Raw genomic sequence first — 21,903 nt, forward strand, 5'->3', positions numbered from 1 at the left:
AGCGAAGCGGTCAAAAATTTATCCGGATAAGGGTAGCTGCACAAGAAGAATTAAGTGGTAGATGCACCCTGATAACTCACTCCCCTAGTTGGCTACAGCCTCTAGGGGTTTTTGTTTTTCAACAATAATTGACGACGCACCAGAAATTTATCCGGAGCATCTAGATTTCTTCTGGAACAATCAAATGGTAGATGCACCCTGATAACTAACTCCCCTGGTAGGCTCATACCTACTGGGGGATTTTTTTATTATTGAAAAAACAACAATCTCCCTTTATCAAAAATTATCCGGAAGATTGTATTTAACATAAGAACAATAAATTGGTAGATGCACCCTGATAACTAACTCCCCTGGTAGGCTCATACATACTAGGGGTTTTTTGAGGAGATAGTTTGCCTCTAGCTGCCCACTGATAATTGATGAGGCATATATTCTAGCACAAAAACCGCGCTCTGAAATTAAATTTCTGAATATCGTGTCTTAGCGATCGCTTATCTTGCTGTCATCGTTAATTACATTTATCTTATCATTATTTTTCGATACTCGTTATGCCTTTCCCTGACTAAATTTCTACCTTTTTATGGGCTATTAGGCAGGTACATATTGTTATTCCACAATATATCTGCCAAATTGGCATAATTTTTAATTATTTTTCAAGAATTTAGCTGAATCAAGGTCAGTATTTATTACTATTTGCCATGCGATGCGGCTGAGATTCAAGATTTTCTGCTACAATAGCTTGCCTATGTCCAAATAGTCGCACAGTCAAATGAATTTAGCAGTAATTAAGTTCTCTTCGGAAGAATGCGGCATTTGCCACAAAATGTCATTTTATGACCAAAAGGTAGCTGAAGAACTCGGTTTGCAATTCATTGATGTCAAAATGCAGGATACGGCTACTTATCGCAAGTATCGTAAAATTTTGTTAACTCAATATCCCGATAAATCAGAAATGGGATGGCCTACCTACATTCTCTGCGATTCTCCTGAAGGAGAGTTCCAGATTATTGGTGAGGTGAAAGGAGGCCATCCCAAAGGCGAATTTAGAAACCGTTTACAAGAAGTTTTAGCTTCCGCAGCTAATCAGAACTAATTACATCAAAAGATTTTACTTCCAGGACAGGGCCAATCATGGCAGTAGTCATGACATCTTCACGTACCTTACCTGTAACTTTGGCTTTTTGTCCTGCTTTTAATAATTTTTTATCTACACTTCTAGGAAGTTCATAAGTAACGCCTTCATCGGTAACTAGCGCCCAAGCGCCTGTACCGATGTCGCGGTGTTCAATAGTGCCTGTAAATGTAGTACTCATATAATTGCTGATTGTTATTTGGTGTTGGGTGTTTGTTTAGAGGAAATAGGGGATAATTATGAATTTTGACTTGTTTATCCCCTTTTCTCATCCTCCTTGAGCCTGAATAGCCTGAATGCGAGAATATTTTCTCTACTGCATATAAGCTAATTAACTAGGCTACTTGTCTTTCGTTTTTCAACGCTAAACGAGCTAATCCATAACACAGCAGCGCATTAGCAATCAAGAAAACACGGGCTAAGTGACTACTGCCCAAACCCCAAACAGCAGGATCGTAAAGGGCACTGACTGTCAAACAGGCTGCTACACCAAGGGTAGAGCCAATGGCAAACCATTTACCGCTAGGATGTCCCAGTAGTAAGGCAACGAGAACTATAGGAATTAATACGCTGGCAAACAAGGGATTTAAATCACCAGTTCCTTGGAGACTGTTACCTAATTCGGGAATGGAACTACCCAAAAGTCGGAAAGGCCATTGAGGAAGGTCAAAGATATAAATTCCCTTGAGGAAGAATAGTCCTGAACTACCAGCAATTAAACCACTGGATAAAGACCAACTCCAAGTGAAAGGAAAGTAAACTCGTAAAAACCAAGCTAATAGATAAGAACCAAGTACCATCAAAATTTTGGGTAACAGCGCTACAGCACCGCCATCAATCCAAAATCCAGGGTTGAGATAGCCGTTATCCCTTAACCAACGGAAGAAATCAGAGAAGCTAATTTGACCTTCAGTTGCAAGTTTAACAGCAGCTTCGGCATTTAGCAGTCCAGAACCGTAGTAGTTTAAACCATCTTCTTGGATAACCCGTGAAGACTGTTTGAGGACTTTTAAAACTTCATCGGGGTCTGTGATACCTTTAGCTCTGATTAATGCAGCTACACCAGCAACGTGGGGAGATGCCATACTTGTACCTTGGAAGCCAAGGAACACGCCTTCACCTTGCTCATTGATGGTTTCTTGGAGAATCTTGCCAGCTTCGCTACCACCAGGGGCGGAAATATCAACCCCAGCACCAAAGTTAGAATATGGGGCTTTTTCACTGTCTGGGCCGTATGCCGAAACGCCAATAACATGGGGATAACGCGCTGGATAACTAGCACCATTCGCGTTTTCGTTACCAGCCGCAGCCACAATCACAACACCTTTGTTGTGGGCATAGTCAATGGCTTGCTTCATTAACTGGCTTTCTCCGCCACCACCCAAGCTCATATTAATGACATCTGCGCCTTTATCAGCAGCAAATTTAATCGCTTCGGCAATATCGGCAACTGTACCACCACCATAATCATTCAATACCTTCAATGGCATGAGATTGGCTTCGTAGGCAATACCAGCTACACCATATTTATTATTGGTAGCTTGGGCGATAGTACCTGCAACATGGGTACCATGTCCGTTATCGTCTTTGGCTTCTTCTCTATCGTTAACGAAATCGTAGCCTTTGACAAATTTCGTTTCATATAAGTCGCGTACGCGAGTAATACCAGTGTCAATGACAGCAACTGTAATGCCACTGCCCTTGGTTTGACTCCACGCACCTTCAATGCCAATATTATGTAAATTCCACTGCTTACTGTAATACTGGTCATTAGGGCCAGTTAATGAGGGAGTTACATTCTCCTCATCTTCATTGGGTTTTAAAAATTCTCCCAAAAAAGCAGCTTTACCCGGTTGGGGAATCTTGTAAATATAATTTGGCTCGATAAATTCTGTAGCTGAATTGAATTGTGATTTTTGCAGTTCTTTCAGCCGTTGGCGATCGCCTTTGATAATATACACATTATCTTTTGCTGAAAATTTATTATCGAGTTGGGGTGTAACCTGATATTGTTGAGCGATCGCTTGTAAGTTTTTCTCTACTACCTCTTTAGGTATATCTTCACGAAAATCAAGCAGAATCGTCTCAAACTCACCTTTGGCTGCTAGTCCCTGAAAATTGAGGAACCCAAATACAGCAGCCCCCAGCCCAATGAGAAACAAGCAAAATATTATAAGCCTTCTCATATAAAGTCATCACCGCTTTTTGCCAGTTGCTCACTACGATAACTTATCTGTGCCCCTAGTTGGTGTATTTTGCACTTAAGTTAAAACTTTCACTTAGCACTCAGGACTGTTGAAACAATGGAACATGGTCTATTGTGGTTGCCTTTGTTAGCGATGTTTTTCTGGTTGGCTTGGCAAGGCTCAAAAGAGTATCAAAAAGTTGAAGCTTACCGCAGCTGGGCCGAGCAATTTGAACGGGCAAAGTATGATATCTATGCAGTATTGGGTCAAAAAGGTAACAATATAACTTGGGGAAAACCTACACCCAAGGGGCCAATTAAACTGGAAACCTTTTCTTTAGATGATGTCCAAACAATCAATCTTTTAGTTGATGAAAAATCATCCAATTTAGACTCACCACCAGAAAAAGGTCGTCAGATTGAATTAGAATTTCTCTTTCCCGAATCAGCCAAATCTGTGAAAGTCCCTTTTACTGAAATCCCTTTAGCAGCAGAATGGGGGAAGTATTTACAAAGTAAATTAGGAACTAGGTAATGGGTAATGGGTAATGGGTAATGGGTAATGGGTAATGGGTAATGGGTAATGGGTAATGGGAACAAAATATTTAATAATTCAAGATGAATAAATATACTGAAATCTTGACCTTGAACCCTTAGCTCTTAACTCTTAACCTTAAATCAAATGAACGCTGTTACACAATCAAAGATACCTGTTGCTTTAACTATTGCTGGCTCAGATAGTGGTGGTGGTGCGGGAATTCAAACGGATTTACGCACTTTTGCTTTTCACTGTGTCCACGGAACTAGTGCTATTACCTGCATTACGGCGCAAAATACCTTGGGGGTCACCCGAGTTGATGCTATGCCTGTAGAGGCTGTAGTAGCCCAAATTCAGGCGGTGGTTGAGGATATTGGTGTACAAGCTGCAAAAACAGGAATGTTGCTCAACAAGGAGATTATCTTAGCTGTTGCTCAACAAGTAGAAGCTGGGAAAATCAATAACTTAGTAGTTGATCCGGTAATGGTTTCACGCACAGGGGCACAATTGATTGACGATGACGCGGTACAGACTCTTTGTAGTGCTTTAGTACCGCAAGCTGCTATTGTCACACCAAACCGCTATGAAGCCCAAATTATGAGTGGTTTAGCGATTAATTCCCTGGAAGATATGCAAGCAGCAGCCGAAACCATCCACCGTAAATTAGGTGCAAAAGCAGTTTTAGTCAAAGGTGGAGGTATGCAAGGAAACTTACGTGGTGTTGATATCTGGTTTGATGGGCAAAATCTAGAAACTATAACTACCCAACTAGTAGAGACCAAAAATACCCACGGTACTGGTTGTACTTTATCAGCTGCGATCGCCGCCAATTTAGCTCAAAATAAAGACCTCTTAACAGCAGTGCAGCAAGCAAAAAACTATGTTACAACTGCACTCACTTATTCCCTCGATATTGGCAAAGGACAAGGCCCTGTGGGTCATTTCTTCCCTTTGCTTCAGAAAGGCTAGGCGATAAGGAAGATGAGGGCGATGAGGGGGATGAGGAAGATGAGGGAGAAATAACAAATATCTATCACCCATTACCCATTACCCAATCCCTACTTTTTTCTCTATTCAATAATTTTTCAATAATTCTTCAGTATGGTTTCAGAGTTGACTATCTCTGATAGTATCTCTACAACATAATGAATTACCTCGATTTTTAATACCAGGCGACAAATGGTAACAACTACAAGTTCTATTTATTACAATCCAGATGCAGACAAGGCTCCAGCCCAGCCGCCATCTGTACCACTTTCCGTATATCGGGAGTTGGCGGATGAGTTAAAGTCAGCACAAATACAAATAGATGCACTGACATCTAAAAATCATAAACTAGTGCAAGAAAATCAACTGCTGCGACAAGAAATTACCAAAGTTGTTGAGTCTTTATTGCATTTGCAAAAGTTGGTGGATGTACCAACTCCGCCACCTGCTAAACCCAGCGATCGCCCAGCACCAACTCCTGAGGCGAATACTACAGCCGCAACCAAGCAGCCTCCAGCTAAAGAAGCACGTCCGCGTCAGCAAGTTGCTAGCCGTCCAACCGCTAAACCCGAAGTCCCCAGTGCTAAAGGCGCTAAAGGCGCTAAAGGCGATCGCACTCATATTCCTGTACCCGTAACAGAAATGCTACCCTCGATACCGGAAACAATATTAATAGAAGAGCAAGAGGTCAGATACTATGGCCCTAATGAGTCGGAACCCAAAGAAATAAGCGGATGGTGGTTAGCAATCTCAATTTTATTAATTATGCTAACTGCTTTTAGCGCTGGGTATTTGGTTGTGCGTCCCTTCTTTGAACATCAAAGTCGTTAATTCCGCTTTTTTGTTTTTGGCTTTAGCTGCTTACACAATTGCTCTTAAATTATTTGCTCAACTCCTAGAGGTTAATTCAGGGAATTTATATAAATATTAGTTGCAACACACACATCCTCTAATATTAAATAGAGGGATTTTTTCTCATGTCATAACCATAACGACTATTGAATTAGTCAGATTTATCATGGCTAATTTCATAATTGTTCCCATAGGGCAAATAAAGTCGTAAATTATTACATATTATTTTTAAAATAATCCTACTAGTTAAAGTCTGAGACAAGGGATCTGCTTAGATAGATTAACGAAGCTAGTAGAAATTTAGGAGACCAAAACATGAAAAAAGTAGAAGCGATTATCCGCCCATTTAAGCTTGATGAAGTGAAAATTGCCTTGGTTAATGCAGGGATTGTCGGTATGACAGTTTCTGAAGTTCGAGGCTTCGGTAGACAAAAAGGTCAAACTGAACGCTATCGTGGTTCGGAGTACACCGTTGAATTTCTGCAAAAACTCAAAGTAGAAATCGTTGTTGAAGACAACCAAGTTGATATGGTAGTAGATAAAATTATTGCTGCTGCCCGCACTGGTGAAATTGGTGATGGTAAGATTTTCATCTCTCCTGTAGAGCAAGTTGTGCGGATTCGTACTGGAGAAAAAAATACCGAAGCCGTTTAAAGTCTGAACATTTAGTTTTTATCAGCCAGTGCGTTGCAAAGCCAGCACTGAAAACAGTTTTTCCGTTGTAGGTAGCTGGCGTTGAGGTTATCCTCCTTTGCAGCAACTGGCATTGCTGAGTTGTTAGCTAAAAAAGCTAATAATTTGGCTAAATAAACTCAAATTCAGAACTTATTCCAGTATTTCATCTCTTAATTCCCAAATCAATCTAAGTGAAGACTTTAAATTGTCAAATCTGACGAATTTATCCAAATCAAAATTTAGTACTCAACCCTGCTAGCTTAGGAAGTAATGATTCAAAAGCCTTACCTCGATGGCTAATCGACCTCTTCAACTGTGGTGTCATTTCTGCAAAGGTTAATTGCTTATCTGGAAAGTAAAAAATGGGATCGTAGCCAAAGCCACGATTACCACGAGGTGCATGGAGTATTGTGCCATGACAAACCCCTTCAGATTCTAAAACGATCGCACCGTTAGGATTAGCGATCGCCACGGCACAGACAAATTGCGCTTTGCGGTTGACTTCGCTACCCAATTCGTTCAATACCCTGGCAATACGTTCTGAGTCGGTTCTAGCATAGCGTGCAGAATATACCCCAGGTGCGCCATCTAACGCATCTACTTGTAAGCCAGAATCATCGGCAATTGCCCAACTTTGCGTTGCTTTGGCAATTTGAGAAGCTTTCAGACAAGCATTCGCTGCAAAAGTATCACCTGTCTCTTCAATTTCTAATTCTTCTGGTTTAAGAGTTAATTGCCAACCAGAATCAACCAAGTATTGTTGCATTTCTTTCAATTTACCTGGATTTCCGGTGGCTACTACAAGTAGTTTAGTCATGGTCAAAGGTCAAAGGTCAAGGGTCAAAGGTCAAGGGTCAAGGGTCAAGGGTCAAAGGTCAAGTATTATGATTTTGGATTTTAAATGTTGGATTTTAGACTTTGGACTCTCGACTCTCGACTTTTGACTAATTTTACTCTGCCCAGTGTTTCGCCCACGCAAGAGTTTGATGTACTCGCTCAATTGTCGCGGCTTCGCAGTACAGGCGTAATACTGGTTCAGTCCCGCTAAAACGAATCATTAACCAACTGTTGTCAGCCAACCGGAATTTGTAGCCGTCAATAGTTTTGCAGTCAATTACGGCTTGTCCTGCAATTTCTGTTAAAGGTTGGGTTTGCAGTTGCTGCAAAAGACGCGATCGCACTTCCATACTCGCTAGGGGTAAATCAATGCGATCATAGGCTGATATGAAATTAGTTTGCTGTTGTAAGTCCTGATAATATTCGCCTAAATCCTTTCCAGATTCCACGATTGCTTCTAGAACATACAAGGCTGATAGCAGCGCGTCCCGTTCGGGGATATGGCTACCATAGCCAATTCCACCTGACTCTTCGCCCCCTAACAACACCTCTGCAGCTAGCATTCTGTCAGCAATGTATTTGTAACCTACTGCTGTCTCAAACACTGAGAGGTTGTGTAATTTTGCCACTAGGGGAATTAAGTCAGAACCACTGACTGTTTTGACGATTTCACCACTAAAATTGCGTCTTAAGGTTAAATGGTCAATTAATATCGGGATTAGCACCTGAGAACTCAAAAAATTGGCTGATCCGTCTACAGCTGCAATGCGATCGCTATCCCCATCAAACACTAATCCCACTGTTAAAGCTGTTTTATTGGTTTGTTGATGAGTTTTTATCACCTCAAATAGCTTTGACAGGTATTTAGGCAAGGGTTCTGGTGCGCCACCACCAAATAAAGGGTCGCGATTGCTGTTAAGTTCATGGACGCGATCACCTAGTAATCGGGCTAGTCCACCCGCCGCAGCCCCATGCATCACATCAGCAAATACAGTCAGTTTCCCAGAAGCTATGGCATCTCGCAGTTTAGCAATATCAACTTTCTTCTCTAAACCTGCGGTGTAACTAGGCCAAGGATCAAATGTCTCTAATTTGCCTGGATTATCTGCTTTTGTCGGTATTCCTTGGGGTAATAGCGCTTCTATCTCTTTGGTAACTTCCGGTGATACCGACCCGCCAAAGTAGCCTTTGACTTTTAACCCTAAATATGAACCAGGATTATGACTAGCTGTAATTACCAATGCACCCAAAGCATTGAGTTGTTTCGCTGCCCAACTAAAAGCTGGAGTGGGTGCATAGGTTTCGCTAAGTAGCACATCAAATCCAACAGCGGTAACAGCATCTGCAACAACACGGGCAAAGTCTTCCGCCATAAATCGGCGATCGTAACCGACAACAATCGTCCGGCTACCAACGCTAGAGAAATACGTATCATATAATACTTTTGCTGCTACTGGTGCAACTAAGGCGAGGCGTTCAAAGGTGAACTCATCACCAATCACGCCTCGCCAGCCGTCTGTACCAAATTTGATGGAGTTCGCTACAACTGGCATGAAGGTATCCTAAATTTTTTACCTGCGGATTCTACTATTTTATACAGTATCCTGTGTAAAAAATTCTAGTATATTACTAAGTATAATTGCTACTAAGCATAAATCAGGGATGCAATACTTGTCGGTAAAGGGCAAAAGGGGAAGGGGAAAAGGGGCAAGAAAAAACTTTTAACCCTTACCCTTTCACCATTTCCCCCAAACCCAATTCTGAGTTGAAAATTCTTAACCCGACGCGATGTGCAACTTTCCAAAGATGAAAGTCCCACCCTATGCTTAAGCCAGAGATTGTGATTGTTATCTCTTGCCAGGGTGGAACAAATGTTATCTATGGAAGACTTTATCACAGCAGTATTTTGCTGCGTAGATGATTTATTGAAGGAAGTGACCAATGGGAAACCTATGCGTAGTCGAGGATTTCAGGCATCTTTAAGTGACAGTGAAGTAATTACAATGGAAATTGTGGCAGAGTTTCAAGGTATCGATACGGATAAAGGTATCTGGTAATACTTTCGCCGTTATTGGTTCTCAATGTTTCCCCAGATGAAAAGCCGTTCAACCTTTGTACGACAAGCTGCAAACCTGCGGCAGTATAAGCAAGAGCTACAACAAGTCTTGGCTCATACTGTTTGTGTCTGGCTAAATCGTCTGTTTGGTTTGGAACCATTACAGTTTGATAGTCTTGTGACGGAATAAGTTGCACATCGCGTTAAATAACTTTTGACCATTGACCCTTGACCCTTGACTCTTAACTAATAACAAATGACAAATGACAAACCCCAAATCCCAACAATTAGCCGTTGCGCTCGATAAAATGGATTTAAATAGCTACAAGTAGGCTGCATGATTCCTATAGTCATTGAACAATCGGGTCGCGGCGAACGCGCCTTTGATATCTACTCACGTCTATTGCGTGAACGGATTATCTTTTTAGGACAACAGGTTGATAACTCCATAGCGAACTTGATTGTTGCCCAACTACTGTTTTTGGATGCTGAAGACCCGGAGAAAGATATTTATTTGTACATCAACTCTCCAGGCGGTTCGGTAACTGCTGGTATGGGCATTTTTGATACTATGAAGCATATTCGCCCTGATGTCTGTACCATTTGTACCGGATTAGCTGCCAGCATGGGCGCTTTTCTGCTCAGTGCAGGTACTAAAGGTAAGCGGATGAGTCTACCCCATTCTCGGATTATGATTCATCAACCTTTAGGTGGCGCGCAGGGTCAAGCAACTGATATTGAAATTCAAGCGCGGGAAATTTTATATCACAAGCGCCGGCTAAACGACTATTTAGCCGACCACACAGGTCAACCACTTGAACGCATTGCCGAAGATACTGAACGCGACTTCTTTATGTCGCCAGAGGAAGCGAGAGACTATGGCTTAATTGACCAAGTTATTGACCGTCATTCCGCAGGTAGCCGACCGATGGCTGTTGTATAGTCATTGGTCATTGGTCATTGGTTATTTGTTTTAGTGGTGATAGACCTTCGTTGATCCCATGAATCAAAATCCCCCCTTAAAACCTCTTCACCACTCAGGAAAGAAAGTTAAGGGGGGTATTTATTAATAACCAAGAACAAAGGAAAAATGACAAACCCATCAAAATCCCATTAACGGATCTTTTGGCGTGGGTTGAGATTCTAAGTATTGAAGAAATCCGTGTAATTCATCTTCAGTCAGCAAAGTCCGCCCCCGCTTACCATAGGTTTTAATTAAATGCTCCCTTCCCTGTTCTGGTGTCCAGCCCAAGCGCTGAAGTTCGACATCAGTTTTGGCAATCACATCAGATAAATCTACGGGTTCGCTTTTCTTCCTTTTCTTCCCTGTTGTTACTGTTGGTGTTCCCACATCTTCAGAGGAACTGTAACTGCGAGGAGTAAAGGGTTTAACATTACTAGGGGTAATGTCTGATAAAGGTAAAATTTCTGGCTCGCTGCTAGATGTAATGTCTAAATCGCCTGGGGTATCAAACTGGGCTTCTAACTCAGTATTTATCGGTAAGGGCTGACCGAATTCTGGGCTGTAAGTATCGGATTTACTGGCGCTGCGAATGTCGGTTGTGAGTTTATCTGGTTGGTTATGCTGTCCATTATCAGGCAGTATTGATACTTCTTTGCTACCGGGTACTGACCACTGACTACTGCCAAATTCTGGTTCTTTGCTAGGAGAATAAGCCGACTCATTAAACTTACTAGTTTTGTTCAAGTCAGGATGAGCTTGCAACGGTGATGCGGGCGGTGGAACAGTTACCACCGTTTCCTGAGGCGCGTTTTCTGTCCCTAAAACCATTAATGCCCGATTTCTGGCGTTATCTTCGGCTGCTTCGATGGTTTCTGCGGCTGCTAAACCAGTGGTGCGGGTTACGCCTTCGATTTGGACGCTAACACGGACAATATATTTTCCTTGAAAAATTTGCACTAACTCAGAAATAATACTACCTTTGGGATACAAGCTCTGGAATTGAGCCAACATCATAATGCCACCAATTTTAAGACTGTTGAATAAAGGGGGTTGATACTACCTATGTATACAAGCTAGTACCGCTAAAGAGTAAGTAAAAGTCACAAGAATTGTATTTTGAATTGATGAGACTTTGTGAGATGCTCTGTTGATTTCTACAGTAATGTACTAGTGTCACGATTAGGCATTAAAAAGTCAAAAAGCCTATGCAATAAGCTTTTGCCTATTTTGAATAGTAGCTTTATTTCTGGCTATTGTACTAGTATTGCACTAGAAAAATCTTGAGAAATATCTCAGGCTTAAGTGCTGACTACGTACTCAGCGATCGCAAATCAACATCTTCTTTCCACAAAACTTATCCACTCATCAGTTTGGAGTGAAAAGCTGGCGATCGCTTACTTTGCCATACTGTTATGGATCAAAGTAGTATTGGCACCTTACTCCTAGTCCCTGATTGTAGCAGTAGCTCTTTTGCGAGAAAATTTTTAGCTACTGATGGCAAAATCTGAGTAGCATCGCCTTCAATGCTATACTAATTACCCAATTCGATATGCAGAACTATTTTCTGGAAGTGCGCTCTAAATCTACAATAATGAAGATAAGGTTCGCCCTCACTGTATCTTAAGCTGCTTACCTAATTGTTACCGATTCTACATATGGGAAAATTGGGTTTATCGGCAGTTTCTCCTAGGTAAAAATCAGATTCTCATGCTGTAAAAGTACCTTCAGTCTAGACAATTAAACACCTGTTCCCCTGCATAGCATTTTTGAGCAGCATGGATAGTTCTACCAACCAAGCATCTCAAAAATCGGTCGCGTAATTACCTCATGGGGCAAAATCCGATCAGGCGTGCTTTGTCCGTTGGACTGGATGAAGGAACTCAACCGCAGAAGAATTCTGAGATTGTCGTGCAGTGAGAATGTAGTCACTTCTGCGCCTTTTCGCAGGGTGAGTCGGCTCCTTCCCTTGGAACTTCAGAATCCCTGCTTGCGGGTATTTAGTTTCTAGCTCGTATCTGTAGTCCGTGAGGGTATACAGGAAACAACAGATTAAAAGAAAAATGATGTTTTGACCAAAGGTCGGTTCACTGCATGGAATTTTCAATCGCTACACTCCTTGCCAATTTCACCGATGATAAATTGGTAGCTCGTAAAGTTTTGGAAAAGAAACTTGGCTGCGAGGATGAAAATAGTTTACAAAAACTTCACATTGCTCTAGACATCTTAGAAAAAATCGGAATTTTAGTCAAAGAACGGGGTAAATATCGCCGCGTGACTGAAGAAGGGTTGATTGAAGCCAAACTCCGCTGTTCTAGTAAGGGTTTTTGCTTCGCAATTCAAGATGTAGAAGGCGCTGAGGATATTTACATTCGTGAAAGCCATCTCAGTAATGCGTGGAATGGCGATCGCGTTTTGGTGAGAGTCCTCAAAGAAGGTAGCCGTCGTCGCTCCCCCGAAGGCGAGGTGAAGCTGATTCTCGAACGCTCAAATCACACTTTACTGGCCCGGATTAAGCAAGTAGAAAGCGGCTTTCGCGCAGTTCCTCTTGATGATCGCCTGCTGTTTGAATTGAAACTGCAAACAAATGGCATGAAATTAGAAGAGGCCCTCGATCACCTAGCCCATGTAGAAGTACTACGTTATCCCCTAGCACAATATCCGCCACTGGGTCGAGTGGTGCAAATTTTGGGTAGCGACGCAGAAGCGGCCGCTGATATCGATTTGGTCACTTGTAAACATGATTTAGCCCGTAATTTCTCTGAGACAGTAGCCGAAGCTGCTACCAAGTTACCAAAAAGACTATTAAAAGCCGACTTGAAAAATCGGCTAGATTTACGCAGTTTGTTTACCTTGACGATCGCGGGCGCTAATGGCGATCCCAAAGTCGTAGAAAATGCCTTTAGTTTGGAAAAAACCGCTAATGGTGCTTGGCGTTTGGGGGTACATATTAGCGATGTATCTCACTATGTTCAGCCAGATGAAGCACTCGACCGGGAAGCCCTGAGGCGCGGGCGGTCTGTGTATCTGGGAGAATTAGTACTACCGATGTTCCCAGATGCGGTAGCTGATCGCTGCTCTTTAGTAGCCGGGAGCGATCGCTTAACCCTATCATTTTTAATTAATATTGATCCCAAATCCGGCGAAGTCATCGATTGGGAAATTCAACCCAGTGTGATTCAGGTAGATACCGCCCTGAATAAACAACAAGCCGAAGCCGTTCTCAATGGTGATTCTCACAAGCAATCTGAGCAGGTTGTCCAAACTCTACAAGACCTCGAAGAGTTACGGAAAGCTGTGAAACAGGTGCGTTTGGCTCGCGGTAGCTTACAGTTAAATTTGCCGCCTAATCAAAATCCCTACTACGATGAGGGAATTTTGGGAGCTGTGGTAGTTAATGATTTACCTGTACATTCGCTGCTAACCGAGTTGGTACTGTTAGTCAATCAACTAACAGCTACTCACTTTAGCGCCCTGGGAGTACCCGCGATTTGGCGCGTCCAAGGTACGCCAGATGCTGAAGATGTCCAAGAAATGCTGAAATTGGCGATTAATTTGGGTGTGGAACTGGCGCTAGAACCAGAAGTAGATATCCAGCCCCTCGATTATCAACATTTAACCAGGGCGTTTGTGGAATCTGCATCGGAGCAAGTTTTGACCTACTTGTTGCAAGATACCCTGAAGCCATCGAGTTACACTACTACCAAATGGCCCCACTTTGGACTGGCTTTACCGCAATATCTCCACTTTACAGCCCCCTTGCGACGGTACCCCGATTTGCTGTTGCAGCGAGTGTATTATTCGTTGCTGGAACACGGACGCGATCGCCGCAATACTCGGGTGAAAGAACGTATCAACCTGCGTCATTCTTCTTCTCATATAGAAATTAACTGGAATGTTTTACCCCCAGAATTGCAACAAGAACTGCAAAGCGATTTAACGCGGGTAATTATCCAAATTAACGACAGAGAAAAAGAAGTTCAAGAAGCCGAAGCCGATTTAGCTGGACTGCAAAAAGCCCAACTGATGAAACAACGCATCGGTCAAGTTTTTCAGGGTGTAATTACTGGTGTGCAGTCTTACGGTTTCTTTGTAGAAATCGAAGTTCCCGCAGCAGAAGTTGCAGCAAGCGGTCATTTAGGTATACCACTGCGCGTTGAGGGATTAGTTCATGTTAGCTCCCTCAAAGACGACTGGTACGAATACCGCGCCAGACAGCAAGCCCTATTTGGACGCAAAAACCGTGCTTCTTACAGACTAGGCGATCGCGTCTCTGTACAAGTTAAGAGTGTCGATTATTACCGCCAGCAAATTGATTTAGTCACAGTTGGTAGTGATGGTGTAGCCAAAGGCTTAGATGTCAGTGCCCCCAGCGAGGATTTATCAGACATTTATTTATCAAACCATCTCGATCCCGATGACTTAGATCCTTACGGAGAGGATGAGTAAATACTTGTAACCAAAAGTGTCCAATAATACTTATCCTTTGATTTTAGGCGTATCAGGCGCATCCGGTCTGATTTACGCCGTTCGTGCTTTGAAATATCTGCTAGCAGCAAACTATCAAATTGAACTGGTGGCTTCTAAATCTACTTACATGGTTTGGCAATCTGAACAGGATATTCGGATGCCAGCAGAACCAGCTGCTCAAGAAAAATTTTGGCGCGAACAAGCTGGTGTCAGCAACTCTGGTAAACTCTATTGCCATCCTTGGAGTGATGTTGGAGCAGGAATTGCTAGCGGTTCTTTTCGGACTTTGGGCATGATTATTATGCCATGTAGCATGAGTACCGTAGCTAAACTCGCAGTCGGCTTGAGTTCCGATTTACTAGAACGAGCAGCCGATGTTCAAATTAAAGAAGGTCGCAAGTTGGTAATAGTGCCCCGGGAAACTCCTTTTAGTTTGATTCACCTGCGTAACTTAACCGCTTTGGCTGAAGCTGGAGTCAGAGTTGTTCCAGCCATTCCTGCTTGGTATCATCAACCCCAAACCATTGAAGATTTAGTTGATTTTGTCGTAGCCCGTGTTTTAGATCAGCTTGATATTGACTGTATTCCCATTCAGCGATGGCAAGGCCATCGTTAAAGTATGAAGTATGAAGTATGAAGTATGAAGTAATTCTTCTGCTTTATCCTTCATCCTTTATCTTTATCCTTTACTAAATTTCTATGAATGTAATTCGCTTAATTCTGCTAGTGGCTATCTTGGGGGGACTAACGCTGTTGTTAACCCAAAATTGGACACCTGCTATATCGTTAGTATTTTTAGGTATGCGGACTCAAGCATTACCACTGGCGATGTGGATGTTGTTCGCCACCGCAGCTGGGGCGTTAACATCTGTATTCATTACCAGTTTGTTTAAAATATCAAATTATTTTGTCAGACAACCACGGCAAACACGCTTTAAATCAGCTACAACTTCACCGCGTAATAAAACTACCTTTAGAAAAGAACCTACTCCTCCCCCTGCTAGTACACCACCGCCAGCTAGTAAAACCGAAAATACTTCCAGCGATGAATTTGACGACTGGAATACAAATAATCAAGATGATGACTGGAATTTTGAGCAGAAGCCGCGGGAAGCATCTCAACCGAGACAGCAAGCTCAAGAGTATGACGACTATAAAACCTACGAACGTCCGCAACAACCGCAAAGTTCTTCTCAATCTGGTTCAGTGTATTCCTACAACTACCGCGATCCCAAAAATACGTCAGTAGGAAAGAGTGAATCAATTTACGATGCGGATTACCGAGTCATCATTCCCCCCTATCAACCCCCGACTACTAATCAAGCGAATGATGATGACGATGATTGGAGCTTTTTTGAGGACGAAGATGATTTCCAGGATGAGAATGAGCGTCCCCGGAAGTAGGGATTGGGGACTGGGGAACTCGGGGCCCCCTCTGGGGATAAGGGGTAATGGGGATTGGGGACTAGGGATAAGGAAGATGAGGAAGAAATTTCTTTTACCAATTACCAATTACCAATTACCCATTACCAAATGACAAATGACAAACACCAAACACCAACTTGCTACTTAATACCGCAACGCTCACGGGACTCCTGCTTGACATTTCCATTCATAGCGGCTTCCTGCAAAGTCATGAAAGCGTTAAAATCTTCCAAATCATACCGAGTGGTCAAAAGATGTCTTAATTGATTTTCCGCCTCTACAGTTAGATAACCACTTGCTAAAGCTTTTTGCACAACGTCACGAATTCGAGTCATGGTTCGCACCTCATACATACCACTTTGATTTCTCTGGACTGACTCAGATGAGCTTTACAGTAGTTTTTCTGACTAAAGTATTAAAATGGCAAAAGTTTTTTGTATAATTTTTTTTAGAAAGTAAGTCATCATTTACACCTTTGTCTGCTAAATTGAGAGAAGAAAGCTTGTAAGAACTGAATCTGAGAATGCTTACGCTGTGCTACTAAAAACACAGTATTATGATTAACTAAAATCGCTCCACGAAAGACATTCTTAGCTATTTAGGTTGACAGTATTTGTGCGCTTAAAGTTTCAAACAATCTTTATTAAATTTCAGTTAAGCCTAAAGATAACCAAGCAAGAACCGCTAAGTCACCTAACGAATGTTATTAAATTCGTTATAAATTTATCGTTAATTTAATCCGATTTCACAGAAGAATCGTTAGTATATTGCCTTAGTTACATAAATTACATAAATAACGCTAATGGCAACCGATGGTTCTGCTCGAATGGAAGACGATTTTATCGAAGCTAAAAATTATTGGGAGTTAGAAAAATTATACGTAGATTTGGCATCAGCTAAAGGAAAAGCTTTGACACCTGTAGAAAAGAAATTTCTACGAGGTTTGCTTTGTGGTTGTAGTCCAGCAGAAATTGCCAAAGTAGTTTATCAAAGTGGAAGTAGTAGTACTGTTAGAGTTTATCTATCTAACGGATTATATAAATATATAGAAGAAATGCTGAGTAACCAGGCAGGTGACTCTGTCAAAGTTAAAACCTGGAGTCGGGTGACTCAGTTGCTAGAAAAAGCAGGTTATAAAAAAGGTTGGTTTCACTTACAACCAGTAATTAGTTCTATAAAAACAAATAGAGACAGAGATTTCGATTTATCTGCTCATAAATCAACACTGACACAACATAGTGATGCAGCCATAAATACTACTATGTTCCACGGAAGAACGCAAGAACTAACGCAAGTTCAAGCATGGATTTTGCAAGAGCGCTGTCGGTTAGTCACCATATTGGGTATGGGTGGAATTGGTAAAACTGCGTTTTCCGTCAAATTGGTAGAAGAAATTCAGGAAGAATTTGAGTATGTGATTTGGCGATCGCTCAATTTTGCTCCTCCGATAGAGCTACTCTTGGAACAGCTAATTCAAGTTATCTCACCAAATTCGCATCAAAATATTCCAGAAACCCTAGAAAGTAAAATTTGGCAATTAGTAGATGGTTTACGCGCTTGTCGGTGTCTGATTGTATTCGATGCTTGGGATGCAATTTTAGCAAGTAGCACAGGTATAAAAAATAATCATAAGTCTCAGATATCTCAAATTCGCTATCGTCAAGAATATCAAGGTTATGGAGAGTTAATTAAACGGTTAGGAGATATAGAACATAAAAGTTGTATAGTCTTGAATAGTAGAGAAAAACCTCAAGAAATTGCTGCCCTAGAAGGGGAAAGACTACCAATTCGTTCTTTTAAATTAAGTGGTTTGACTCAGCAAGAAAGTATATTAATACTCAAAACAAAAGGCTTAACTCATAAATCTACATCAGATGAATGTAGTGCATTACTAGAACGGTATGCAGGAAATCCATTATTTATTAAATTGGCAGCAACCACGATTCAAGAATTGTTTGCTGGCAATATATCTGAGTTTATAGCCCAGGAAACAGTAATTTTTGGGGAAATAAGAGCTATTTTAGATGAGCAATTCCACCGCCTATCTCAGATAGAAAAATACCTGTTGTATTGGCTTTCTCTCCACCCCAGCTTCGTATCTATTAGACAGTTACAAAAAGATACAGTATTGCCAGGATTATCACCTCTGACTTCGCAAAGACTAATCTTAGAAGCAATGGAATTATTACAGAAGCGATCGCTCATCGAAAAACAAGCATCTCGCTTTTCCCTGAGTCCAGTTTTAATCGAGTATCTAGTTGAACGATTAATTGAGGAAAACTTAAATTTAACTCGCGGCAAAGATAGCTACTTAAGTATGAGTCAGACAATTTTGACAGAAAACTTAAAAAATTTTATCAGAGATAATTGCCTTAATGGAGATTTAAATTTGTGATTTGGTAATTGGTAATGGGTAATGGGTAATTGGTGTTGGTTATTTTTCCCCCCTGCTTTTTCTCAGTCCCCAGTCACTAATCCCCAGTCACCAATCCCCAATCCCCAATCCCCAGTCACCAATCCCCAACCCCCAATCTCCTGATAAAGTTAGGAGTAAAGACAACTCATAACTGAGAATTGGAGCGCAGCAACTAGTGAGTAGTTTATTACAAGGGGTTAACCTGTATTTAATTGGCATGATGGGTAGTGGTAAGACGACAGTAGGACGCTTACTAGCAAAGCATCTAGGTTATGGATTTGTAGATACTGATGATGTCATTGTTCAAGTAGGGGGAAAATCCATCAATCAGCTATTTGCTGAGTCAGGAGAAACAGCCTTTCGTCAGTTGGAAAGCGATGTCTTATCACAAGTGTGTTCTTTTACGAAATTAGCGATCGCAACTGGTGGCGGTATAGTTACGCGCCAAGAAAACTGGAGTTACCTGCACCACGGTTTGATTGTTTGGCTAGATGCGCCAGTAGATTTGCTTTACAGACGATTGCAAGCCGATGATACAAGGCCATTGTTGCAGGATGTTGACCCCAGAGAAAAATTGCGATCGCTTCTCGAACAACGACAACCGCTTTATTCCCAAGCAGATTTGCAAATAACTATTAATGAAGGTGAAACACCAGAACAAATTGCCGAGAGAGTCATTGCAGCTATACCCAGCGTTTTAAAAACGCCAGTTTCTCACAATAACTGAGACAGAATTGCATAATTTATTAGCAATTCTGCTGTGATAACGTTCTCACTCTGCGTAGCTTTCTCCTTATCCTTCTGCTGTGGAGACGCTGCGCGAATAGTAAGAAACTTCGAGTTTACCTGTGCGGTTCAAAAATCTGCCAAACTATGCAAAGCCCGAAAGCTGTACAAGAATTTTACATTTAAAGCGGGCGGCGGGAATCGAAACCGCATTAATAGCTGGGAAGGCTAATTAAAATCCTTTATTTATAAGGTTTTCAGCTTATCCTAATAATTCTTACACAACTAATATCCAGGTTCTCCCAGCAATACAATTGAGCATTTTAATTCTCTAAGTACTTGGGTTGTTACGTGGCTGACAGCTAATCCACCGGCGGTGCGATAACGGACGGAACGTAAGACTGCTAAATCGAATTTCTCAGCTTCGCGGATGATGACTCTAGCAACATCATCACCCTTAATGGTTTGAATGTTGGTATTTACCTGTAACTGACTTTTAGCAGCGATATCCGATAATTGAGCAGCAAATCTGTCTACTAAATGCGGGGGAGTTTTGCGATCGCTCACGTGTAACAATACCACTTCTGCCTGGTTGACATCGGCTAAAATTTGAGCAAATCTGATAGCGCCTATGGTTTGGCGTGTTAAATCTCCCACTGGTACGAGGATTCTTTGAATAGTTGTAGGGCTGCTTAAAAGGCGTGTTACAGCCACCGGACAGTGAGAAGACCAGAAGACGCTATCAATCACACTACCAAATAACCGGGCACGCAAGCCTGTTGTCCGTGACCAACCCATGACAACCAAACTAGCGTTTTGTTCTCGGCTAGTGCGGCTAATTCCTAAAGCTGCATCATCATCAATCCGAATTGCTGGTGAAACTTCTACATCAAATTCTTGACTGATTTCTCGAGTTAAATTTAATCTTTGCTTACTTTCCTCCAGTGCGGTGACTAATTGCGGATCATCCATTTGGATATGGGCTTTAGTAATAGCTAATGGCACAATTCTCCCAGATTCATGACGACCAATTAGGGCTGCCATTTCTATGAGATAACGTTGGGTTTGGGGGTTGTATATCGGTACAATGATTGTAAAGGGATTATGTTTATCTTCTACTAGTTGTTCCTGTGAATTATCCCACCAATTTGTCAGCTTATCTGTGGCAAAATCTGATTCGGAAACTTGTAATGCAGTTGCAACCCTGGCGGTGATTACTGGGCCAAGAATTGCGGTAACTAGCATCAGCACAATCACACTATTTAATACACCTTCATTAATTAGCCGTTCACCCGCAGGATTGACAGTTTGATAAGCAACTAATGTAGCTGCTAGAGTAGCTGCTACCTGTGGTAATGATAATGACCACATAGTTAGCATTTCTGCTGTGTTGTAGCGGTAAAGCAGTTTAGCTAAAAATGCCGCTATAAACTTACTACCAATTAAAGCTATTACAATTACTAAAGTTAACCAAATAGAACTGAGAGTTTTGATAAAAGCCGGAATATCAATTAATAATCCCATGTCTACAAAGAAACAAGGGATAAACAAAACACTCCCAATAAACTCTACTTTTTCTTTAACTGGGCTGCGTCCAAGAACATCATTAACTGCTAATCCTGCTAAAAATGCACCGACAATTTTTTCAACTCCAATTATCTGCGCCCCTACAGAAGCCAAGAATAATGCTAATAAGATAAATAAAAACTGGTTACTTTGTTCATCTCCAGTGCGGCGAAAAAACTGTTTTCCAGCCCAATCAAAACCAAATAGCACTACTACAGAGTAAATGGCTAAACCACCTAATAAAGTTGCCAAGCTAATAGCTGAGAATTCCCCACCATGAATTCCTACACAAATTGCTAATACTAATAAAGCACCTGTATCGGTAAAAATAGTAGCACCGATTGTCACTGTAACGGCTTCATTAGTGACAACTCCCAAACGGCTGACAATGGGGTAAGCCAAAAGCGTATGTGAGGCAAGTAAAGAACCAATTAGAACCGAAGCATTCCAGCTAAAATTAAATAATCGCCCGGCAGCAATACCTGCAATTAATGGTACTAAAAATGTCAAAGTTCCAAAACCTATAGAGCGATTTTTAGTTTTGCGGAACTGCTCTAAATCAATTTCTAAACCTGCTACGAACATCAAATATATTTTGCCAATATCCGAGAGCAGTTTGATAGTATCAGACTCAGAATCTAACAACTTTAAGCCGTTTTGTCCTAAAACTACACCTGCAATTAGTAAACCCACTAATCCAGGTAATTTCAAGCGTTCAAATATTGGAGGTACAGTAAAGATTACTGCCAAAAGAATTGTAAAGGCAATAATAGGAGTTTCTGCGAATGAGCTGAGATTCATTTTTAAACAAGAAAGGTATTTGGTAAAAATCAGCATCCTAACTTTTATTTCAGGATGCTTAAATCTTCTCAAGTTAATGTTTATATTCTGCAAATTATGATGTTTGCAAAAATAATCTTTTATAGCTTAAGTGGTATAATGGTTTTTGTAAGTCTCTCTGGAGATAGTGTTTCTTGTATCTAGGGGAATAAATAATTTAGTCAAGCTGAATATTTATTTAAGTCTGGTATATCCAAGTTATTTAAAGATTTGGAATACAATTTTTTAGTAATAAAT

The 21,903-nt window shown here is 41.4% G+C and carries 21 protein-coding genes; 14 read left to right on the top strand and 7 right to left on the bottom strand.

Features of this window, described 5'->3' with window-relative positions; genetic code table 11:
- The first annotated feature begins 769 nt into the window (after positions 1-769).
- A complete protein-coding gene (locus AACU25_RS03015; protein WP_096573849.1) occupies positions 770-1,093 on the top strand; it encodes a thioredoxin family protein in 324 nt (107 codons plus the stop codon).
- Here AACU25_RS03015 and AACU25_RS03020 read toward each other — a convergent pair.
- Both AACU25_RS03020 and AACU25_RS03025 read right to left on the bottom strand, forming a co-directional pair.
- The gene (locus AACU25_RS03020) at positions 1,080-1,313 is read right to left on the bottom strand and encodes a hypothetical protein (RefSeq protein ID WP_096573850.1); all 234 of its coding nucleotides are present in this window, start codon (positions 1,311-1,313) and stop codon (positions 1,080-1,082) included. The two genes, AACU25_RS03015 and AACU25_RS03020, sit on opposite strands and share 14 nt — an antisense overlap.
- Positions 1,314-1,467: 154 nt before the next feature.
- Positions 1,468-3,318: a S8 family peptidase gene (locus AACU25_RS03025; RefSeq protein WP_096573851.1), complete on the bottom strand. Its 1,851-nt coding sequence runs from the start codon at positions 3,316-3,318 to the stop codon at positions 1,468-1,470.
- Between the two features lie 117 nt (positions 3,319-3,435).
- Here AACU25_RS03025 and AACU25_RS03030 point away from each other — a divergent pair, with 117 nt between their 5' ends.
- The 4 genes from AACU25_RS03030 (at position 3,436) to AACU25_RS03045 (ending at position 6,348) form a co-directional block, all read left to right on the top strand.
- On the top strand, positions 3,436-3,852 hold the full coding sequence (locus tag AACU25_RS03030; RefSeq protein WP_096573852.1) for a hypothetical protein: 417 nt from the start codon (positions 3,436-3,438) through the stop codon (positions 3,850-3,852).
- A 147-nt stretch (positions 3,853-3,999) separates the two neighbouring features.
- Positions 4,000-4,824 (top strand): bifunctional hydroxymethylpyrimidine kinase/phosphomethylpyrimidine kinase, encoded by an 825-nt coding sequence (thiD, locus tag AACU25_RS03035; protein ID WP_096573853.1) that lies wholly within the window; start codon positions 4,000-4,002, stop codon positions 4,822-4,824.
- A gap of 210 nt (positions 4,825-5,034) precedes the next feature.
- Positions 5,035-5,673 (top strand): hypothetical protein, encoded by a 639-nt coding sequence (locus AACU25_RS03040; protein WP_096573854.1) that lies wholly within the window; start codon positions 5,035-5,037, stop codon positions 5,671-5,673.
- Between the two features lie 336 nt (positions 5,674-6,009).
- Positions 6,010-6,348, top strand: a complete 339-nt coding sequence (locus tag AACU25_RS03045; protein ID WP_017749852.1) for a P-II family nitrogen regulator — start codon at positions 6,010-6,012, stop codon at positions 6,346-6,348.
- Between the two features lie 253 nt (positions 6,349-6,601).
- Here AACU25_RS03045 and rdgB read toward each other — a convergent pair whose 3' ends face one another.
- Entirely contained in the window at positions 6,602-7,186 is a 585-nt protein-coding gene (rdgB, locus tag AACU25_RS03050) for an RdgB/HAM1 family non-canonical purine NTP pyrophosphatase (RefSeq protein ID WP_096573855.1), read from the bottom strand.
- Positions 7,187-7,319: 133 nt separating this feature from the next.
- A complete protein-coding gene (locus AACU25_RS03055; RefSeq protein ID WP_096573856.1) occupies positions 7,320-8,759 on the bottom strand; it encodes a phosphohexomutase domain-containing protein in 1,440 nt (479 codons plus the stop codon).
- Positions 8,760-9,086: 327 nt separating this feature from the next.
- Between AACU25_RS03055 and AACU25_RS03060 the strand changes: the two genes are divergently transcribed.
- The 3 genes from AACU25_RS03060 to clpP all read left to right on the top strand — a co-directional run bounded on the left by AACU25_RS03060 (position 9,087) and on the right by clpP (position 10,205).
- Entirely contained in the window at positions 9,087-9,263 is a 177-nt protein-coding gene (locus AACU25_RS03060) for a hypothetical protein (RefSeq protein WP_339381996.1), read from the top strand.
- 36 nt (positions 9,264-9,299) lie between these two features.
- Positions 9,300-9,452 (top strand): hypothetical protein, encoded by a 153-nt coding sequence (locus AACU25_RS03065; RefSeq protein WP_190446048.1) that lies wholly within the window; start codon positions 9,300-9,302, stop codon positions 9,450-9,452.
- A gap of 147 nt (positions 9,453-9,599) precedes the next feature.
- The gene (gene clpP / locus AACU25_RS03070) at positions 9,600-10,205 is read left to right on the top strand and encodes an ATP-dependent Clp endopeptidase proteolytic subunit ClpP (RefSeq protein WP_096573857.1); all 606 of its coding nucleotides are present in this window, start codon (positions 9,600-9,602) and stop codon (positions 10,203-10,205) included.
- 159 nt (positions 10,206-10,364) lie between these two features.
- Here the strand turns inward: clpP and AACU25_RS03075 are convergent, their stop codons facing one another.
- Positions 10,365-11,237 (bottom strand): hypothetical protein, encoded by an 873-nt coding sequence (locus tag AACU25_RS03075; protein ID WP_096573858.1) that lies wholly within the window; start codon positions 11,235-11,237, stop codon positions 10,365-10,367.
- A 291-nt stretch (positions 11,238-11,528) separates the two neighbouring features.
- On the opposite strand from AACU25_RS03075, the gene AACU25_RS03080 reads away from it, so the two are divergent.
- From AACU25_RS03080 to AACU25_RS03095, 4 genes are all read left to right on the top strand, one after another.
- Positions 11,529-11,672 (top strand): hypothetical protein, encoded by a 144-nt coding sequence (locus AACU25_RS03080; RefSeq protein ID WP_190446049.1) that lies wholly within the window; start codon positions 11,529-11,531, stop codon positions 11,670-11,672.
- 645 nt (positions 11,673-12,317) lie between these two features.
- Positions 12,318-14,672, top strand: coding sequence for a ribonuclease R family protein (locus tag AACU25_RS03085; RefSeq protein ID WP_096573859.1), 2,355 nt, complete (start codon positions 12,318-12,320; stop codon positions 14,670-14,672).
- A gap of 16 nt (positions 14,673-14,688) precedes the next feature.
- The gene (locus tag AACU25_RS03090) at positions 14,689-15,309 is read left to right on the top strand and encodes a flavin prenyltransferase UbiX (RefSeq protein ID WP_096573860.1); all 621 of its coding nucleotides are present in this window, start codon (positions 14,689-14,691) and stop codon (positions 15,307-15,309) included.
- 83 nt (positions 15,310-15,392) lie between these two features.
- Positions 15,393-16,097 carry a hypothetical protein gene (locus AACU25_RS03095; protein ID WP_096573861.1) on the top strand — a complete coding sequence of 235 codons (705 nt, stop codon included), beginning with the start codon at positions 15,393-15,395 and terminating at the stop codon, positions 16,095-16,097.
- Positions 16,098-16,258: 161 nt separating this feature from the next.
- On the opposite strand, the gene AACU25_RS03100 is transcribed toward AACU25_RS03095, so the two are convergent.
- The gene (locus AACU25_RS03100) at positions 16,259-16,453 is read right to left on the bottom strand and encodes a hypothetical protein (protein WP_045869469.1); all 195 of its coding nucleotides are present in this window, start codon (positions 16,451-16,453) and stop codon (positions 16,259-16,261) included.
- A gap of 467 nt (positions 16,454-16,920) precedes the next feature.
- Between AACU25_RS03100 and AACU25_RS03105 the strand changes: the two genes are divergently transcribed.
- Positions 16,921-18,513, top strand: coding sequence for an NB-ARC domain-containing protein (locus AACU25_RS03105; protein ID WP_096573862.1), 1,593 nt, complete (start codon positions 16,921-16,923; stop codon positions 18,511-18,513).
- Positions 18,514-18,709: 196 nt separating this feature from the next.
- Entirely contained in the window at positions 18,710-19,261 is a 552-nt protein-coding gene (locus AACU25_RS03110; protein ID WP_096573863.1) for a shikimate kinase, read from the top strand.
- 284 nt (positions 19,262-19,545) lie between these two features.
- On the opposite strand, the gene AACU25_RS03115 is transcribed toward AACU25_RS03110, so the two are convergent.
- Complete coding sequence (locus AACU25_RS03115; RefSeq protein ID WP_096583453.1) at positions 19,546-21,627, bottom strand: cation:proton antiporter domain-containing protein; 2,082 nt, start codon at positions 21,625-21,627, stop codon at positions 19,546-19,548.
- Between the last annotated feature and the right edge of the window lie 276 nt (positions 21,628-21,903).

The organism is Tolypothrix tenuis PCC 7101, from assembly GCF_963874875.1.
Taxonomy (GTDB): Bacteria; Cyanobacteriota; Cyanobacteriia; order Cyanobacteriales; family Nostocaceae; genus Aulosira; species Aulosira tenue.

What these genes read in the sequence shown, in the direction of transcription:
- AACU25_RS03015 (WP_096573849.1), top strand. Translation starts at nt 770, where the DNA reads ATGAATTTAGCAGTAATTAAGTTCTCTTCGGAAGAATGCGGCATTTGC.
- AACU25_RS03020 (WP_096573850.1), bottom strand. Translation starts at nt 1,313, where the DNA reads ATGAGTACTACATTTACAGGCACTATTGAACACCGCGACATCGGTACA.
- AACU25_RS03025 (WP_096573851.1), bottom strand. Translation starts at nt 3,318, where the DNA reads ATGAGAAGGCTTATAATATTTTGCTTGTTTCTCATTGGGCTGGGGGCT.
- AACU25_RS03030 (WP_096573852.1), top strand. Translation starts at nt 3,436, where the DNA reads ATGGAACATGGTCTATTGTGGTTGCCTTTGTTAGCGATGTTTTTCTGG.
- thiD (WP_096573853.1), top strand. Translation starts at nt 4,000, where the DNA reads ATGAACGCTGTTACACAATCAAAGATACCTGTTGCTTTAACTATTGCT.
- AACU25_RS03040 (WP_096573854.1), top strand. Translation starts at nt 5,035, where the DNA reads ATGGTAACAACTACAAGTTCTATTTATTACAATCCAGATGCAGACAAG.
- AACU25_RS03045 (WP_017749852.1), top strand. Translation starts at nt 6,010, where the DNA reads ATGAAAAAAGTAGAAGCGATTATCCGCCCATTTAAGCTTGATGAAGTG.
- rdgB (WP_096573855.1), bottom strand. Translation starts at nt 7,186, where the DNA reads ATGACTAAACTACTTGTAGTAGCCACCGGAAATCCAGGTAAATTGAAA.
- AACU25_RS03055 (WP_096573856.1), bottom strand. Translation starts at nt 8,759, where the DNA reads ATGCCAGTTGTAGCGAACTCCATCAAATTTGGTACAGACGGCTGGCGA.
- AACU25_RS03060 (WP_339381996.1), top strand. Translation starts at nt 9,087, where the DNA reads ATGGAAGACTTTATCACAGCAGTATTTTGCTGCGTAGATGATTTATTG.
- AACU25_RS03065 (WP_190446048.1), top strand. Translation starts at nt 9,300, where the DNA reads ATGAAAAGCCGTTCAACCTTTGTACGACAAGCTGCAAACCTGCGGCAG.
- clpP (WP_096573857.1), top strand. Translation starts at nt 9,600, where the DNA reads ATGATTCCTATAGTCATTGAACAATCGGGTCGCGGCGAACGCGCCTTT.
- AACU25_RS03075 (WP_096573858.1), bottom strand. Translation starts at nt 11,237, where the DNA reads ATGTTGGCTCAATTCCAGAGCTTGTATCCCAAAGGTAGTATTATTTCT.
- AACU25_RS03085 (WP_096573859.1), top strand. Translation starts at nt 12,318, where the DNA reads ATGGAATTTTCAATCGCTACACTCCTTGCCAATTTCACCGATGATAAA.
- AACU25_RS03095 (WP_096573861.1), top strand. Translation starts at nt 15,393, where the DNA reads ATGAATGTAATTCGCTTAATTCTGCTAGTGGCTATCTTGGGGGGACTA.
- AACU25_RS03100 (WP_045869469.1), bottom strand. Translation starts at nt 16,453, where the DNA reads ATGACTCGAATTCGTGACGTTGTGCAAAAAGCTTTAGCAAGTGGTTAT.
- AACU25_RS03105 (WP_096573862.1), top strand. Translation starts at nt 16,921, where the DNA reads ATGGCAACCGATGGTTCTGCTCGAATGGAAGACGATTTTATCGAAGCT.
- AACU25_RS03115 (WP_096583453.1), bottom strand. Translation starts at nt 21,627, where the DNA reads ATGAATCTCAGCTCATTCGCAGAAACTCCTATTATTGCCTTTACAATT.